This window comes from Sporomusa sp., from assembly GCF_035561255.1.
GTDB lineage: Bacteria > Bacillota > Negativicutes > Sporomusales > Sporomusaceae > Sporomusa.
On sequence record NZ_DATMXX010000197.1, the window covers coordinates 1 to 3,221 of the forward strand.

Genomic DNA, 3,221 nt, shown 5'->3' on the forward strand with positions numbered 1-3,221 from the left:
GTATAATCTCCTAAGATTTACTTTAGCGCCATAGACTCAGAAGAACCGTCCCCTTGAGTCAAAATACGAAAAGGCGGCTCGCATGAGCCGCCTTAGAAATCATTTGTTAGACTACGCTTAGAAATTTACAGCAAATTCTACGTTGGTACGTTTGTGGTCATCGCCATTTTGTTTCTCGCCAAGGTCCTGGTAAGCTGTCAAAGTAGCAGCATCCGATACCTTGTAGATACCTTTTACACGGAAACCTTTGGAGTCTTTGTACCAGCCATCTGTAGTAAAGTCAGGAATAGCTCCGGCATCGATATCACGATAAGATACCGCATATTTGAAATCACCTTTTTTAGCAGCTTCGCCTACAGCAACTTCAGCAAGATAGCCATCGCTGTTCAAAGTATCGTTTTTAGCATATTCAACATTTAAAACAACATTATCGGTAAGTTTGGTATCTGCATTAAGAGCATAGTAATTATTCTCTGATTCTTTCAGGAATGTAGCACCAACATTAACATTACCAAGCGCACTGCTTACATCAGCAAAACGAGTTTTGGCATCAACTGGGTCTTTTCCGTAAAAACCATTTAACATTGCTCCGTCAAGAGCAATACCTACTTGTGCACCAGTAAATTTGTCGTCATCCATCAGCAGTCCTTTACCAATAAACAGTGATTGTTTACCCACTTTGGCGTCAAACTGGCCGGCTTTAGCACCAATGTACGCTTGGTCAAAAGTAGTTTTGTTGTCCGCACTGCCATCTCTCAAGTCGTTGTCCATTCTGACACGGCCATGGATGTAGAAATTGTCATCAATTTGAGACTCTACATTTAGACGGATACGGTTAGTAAGATAATCTCCGCTACCATCTTGGTTACGATACTCAATGTTGGCGTCACCGGCGAAGGTAGGAGCAGCAGCGAGCACGGAAACAGTCGAAACAGTCAGGGCAGCCATAACAGCAGCAGCAATCAGTTTCTTTTTCATGGTAATTCCTCCTCAGTAATTTTATAGCGTTATTTTGGTATAAGTCCTGGACGCCGGTTACCTGTTCATAACCTGTCCGGCCTATTTTACTGGGAGGGGTCTGGCTGTTCCTCATGAGTGTCCACGTTTCCTCACAGATACTTGGCTACCCTATCAGCTATTTTGGCCTACCGGTTATTCTTATTACACCTGCTTTTTCTTAGCAATGTGCGGAACGGTAACAAGCTTGTATCGTAGCGAACATTCATTGTTTACCACTTTACGTATTATGTAATTCTATTTTTTCGATATAATTCCTTCTTATTCGACATAACTAAGTACCGGTAATTTAAGGCAGGTTTTAGAATTAATCTACCTTCAAAAAAATAAAAAAACAGTCCCGCCTTTTGGCGGAACTGCCCTCGTTAGAACTGATTTAAGCGGGAAAGAATCGGTTATGAATGGCGTTTACAGCTTCTTTGGCTTTATCTGACTCGATGAGGCAGGAGATACTAATTTCCGAGGTACTAATAACCTCAATATTAATACCCGCGTCAGCCAGCGCTCCGAAGGTAGCAGCGGCTATACCCGGGTTCCCCAGCATCCCTGCACCAACAACCGATACTTTAGCTACCTTTTCTTCAATCGTTAAACCACTAAAGTTCATTTCTTCATTGAGTTTCTCTAAAATGCTTCTGGCCTGTGGAGCATCTCCCTGCGAAATAGTAAAGACCATATCGATAATATGCTTGTCCATGGCGCGAACACTCTGAACAATCATATCAACATCGATATTTGCTTCTGCCAGGGCAGAGAATATTTTATACGCGATGCCCGGCCGGTCAGGGACGCCCAACACGGCTATTTTTGCTACATTAGTATCATGTGTTACACCACGAATTACAAATTCTTTTTCTTCCATTGTATATTCCTCCCTGATAAATGTACCTGAATCCCGGGTAAAGGTTGAGCGGACATGAATTGGCATGTTATAGTGTTTACCCAATTCCACTGACCGCGGATGCATGACGCCTGCACCAAGGCGGGCCATTTCCAGCATTTCATTATAAGTAATTTCTTTCATACGCCTAGCCGTGGAAACAATCCGGGGATCAGACGAGTAAATGCCGTCAACATCGGTATAGATTTCGCAATGGTCGGCCTTTAGACCTGCGGCTATTGCAACTGCAGTGGTGTCAGAGCCCCCCCGGCCTAAAGTGGTAATGTCACCCCTTGGGGACAGCCCCTGAAACCCTGCTATAACTACAATCTTGCCATCATTAAGCTCTTGCCAGACCTTATCCGGGGTAATCCCGGTAATCTTTGCCTTATTAAATAATTCATTTGTAGTAATACCAGCCTGAAAGCCGGTCATAGACACTGCCGGATGGCCCATCTTAGCAAACGCCATGGCTAAAAGCGCGATTGATACCTGTTCACCTGTTGCCAAAAGCATATCCATTTCCCGGCCATAGGTCTTATCAGTAATGGCCTCAGCCAAACTGACTAAATCATCTGTAGTATCTCCCATTGCTGATACTACAACAACAATTTTATCGTCAGGATTTTTTTCTTGTAATACCCGCCTGGCAACCGACATAATCTTTTCTGGTGTAGCTACTGAGCTGCCACCAAATTTTTTTACAATAAGTGCCATGCCTATCCCCCTTTAGTATGCAGTATTCAATTTAGCATGGCAGTTTATATTCTCCATATAAACACAATATCCTTCTAGTAGTGGACAAAATGGTAAAAATTAATTTTTCAACATCATATTAATACAAATTAATCCAGCAAGAACAATCTCCCAACAGCCTTTGCTAACCGTAATTAAGCTGTCTTCCTGATTGTAACACCACTCAGTGAAATTTCGATAAGCCGAAGCCATATCCTGCCATAAGGTAATTGTTCCTAATATAGCAGCAAGTAGCGCAACTACTTTAAGCCCAAATGCTGGAAAAGCAGCACTGCTGGCAATGAAATAGCAAGATAATACTACCCATGTTAAAAATATTAGCACAAGTGTCAAGCTTCGGGCAATTGTGGAACCAGCATGGCTAACCAGTTTTAGCAGCGCCATCCTGATTAAACGCCGCCCACATAAGATCTGGCCTTTTTCATATCTCATATAGCGCTGAGGAATGGTATAGTTCCATAGAAAAGAACAACAAGCAATAATTAATAATAACTTCTGCATACACCCAACCTCCCGGTACATTATATGCAGGCTCTCTCAATCACTTATCTATAGTATAGCATTAGGA

General features: G+C 42.5%; 3 protein-coding genes. All 3 read right to left on the minus strand.

Translation table 11 applies throughout. The annotated features are described in order from the left end of the window. Nucleotides 1-117 precede the first annotated feature (117 nt). The 3 genes from VN379_RS10985 to VN379_RS10995 all read right to left on the minus strand — a co-directional run bounded on the left by VN379_RS10985 (nt 118) and on the right by VN379_RS10995 (nt 3,154). The gene (locus VN379_RS10985) at nt 118-978 is read right to left on the minus strand and encodes a hypothetical protein (protein WP_325533728.1); all 861 of its coding nucleotides are present in this window, start codon (nt 976-978) and stop codon (nt 118-120) included. Nucleotides 979-1,393: 415 nt separating this feature from the next. Then, the gene (locus tag VN379_RS10990; RefSeq protein ID WP_325533730.1) at nt 1,394-2,614 is read right to left on the minus strand and encodes an aspartate kinase; all 1,221 of its coding nucleotides are present in this window, start codon (nt 2,612-2,614) and stop codon (nt 1,394-1,396) included. 99 nt (nt 2,615-2,713) lie between these two features. Continuing rightward, nucleotides 2,714-3,154 carry a hypothetical protein gene (locus tag VN379_RS10995; RefSeq protein ID WP_325533732.1) on the minus strand — a complete coding sequence of 147 codons (441 nt, stop codon included), beginning with the start codon at nt 3,152-3,154 and terminating at the stop codon, nt 2,714-2,716. Nucleotides 3,155-3,221 lie beyond the last annotated feature (67 nt).

Coding starts and splice junctions, on each gene's coding strand:
- VN379_RS10985 (WP_325533728.1), bottom strand. CDS start 978: ATGAAAAAGAAACTGATTGCTGCTGCTGTTATGGCTGCCCTGACTGTT.
- VN379_RS10995 (WP_325533732.1), bottom strand. CDS start 3,154: ATGCAGAAGTTATTATTAATTATTGCTTGTTGTTCTTTTCTATGGAAC.
- VN379_RS10990 (WP_325533730.1), bottom strand. CDS start 2,614: ATGGCACTTATTGTAAAAAAATTTGGTGGCAGCTCAGTAGCTACACCA.